This is a genomic window from Pauljensenia sp. UMB3104 (assembly GCF_030217285.1).
In the GTDB taxonomy this organism is placed as follows: domain Bacteria; phylum Actinomycetota; class Actinomycetes; order Actinomycetales; family Actinomycetaceae; genus Pauljensenia.
The window spans coordinates 1-269 of record NZ_JASONN010000326.1 but is presented as its reverse complement, the minus strand read 5'-3'; the positions used below and the strand labels follow the sequence as shown (position 1 = coordinate 269).

At 59.9% G+C, this 269-nt stretch carries 1 protein-coding gene; it reads left to right on the top strand.

The features are described 5' to 3' along the window. The coding region (locus QP415_RS11895; protein ID WP_285100217.1) for a thiamine pyrophosphate-dependent enzyme at positions 1–269 on the top strand (269 nt) is incomplete at both ends.

The following is a 269-nucleotide window of genomic DNA, read 5'->3' as shown; positions in this document are numbered from 1 at the left end:
ACCTCGAGGCCGCCGACGCCGTCCTCGAAGGCATTGTCCGCGGCAAGCAGGAAGTGCTTGGCGATGAAAGCCTGCCAATTATCCCTGTTCTGGTTCACGGCGACGCCGCGTTCATTGGCCAAGGTGTTGTCCAGGAAACCCTCAACATGAGCCAGCTGACCGGTTACAAGACCGGTGGCACGATCCACGTGATCGTGAACAACCAGATTGGCTTCACAACCGGACCAACGTCTGGCCGTTCGACCCGCTACCCCACCGACCTTGCCAAG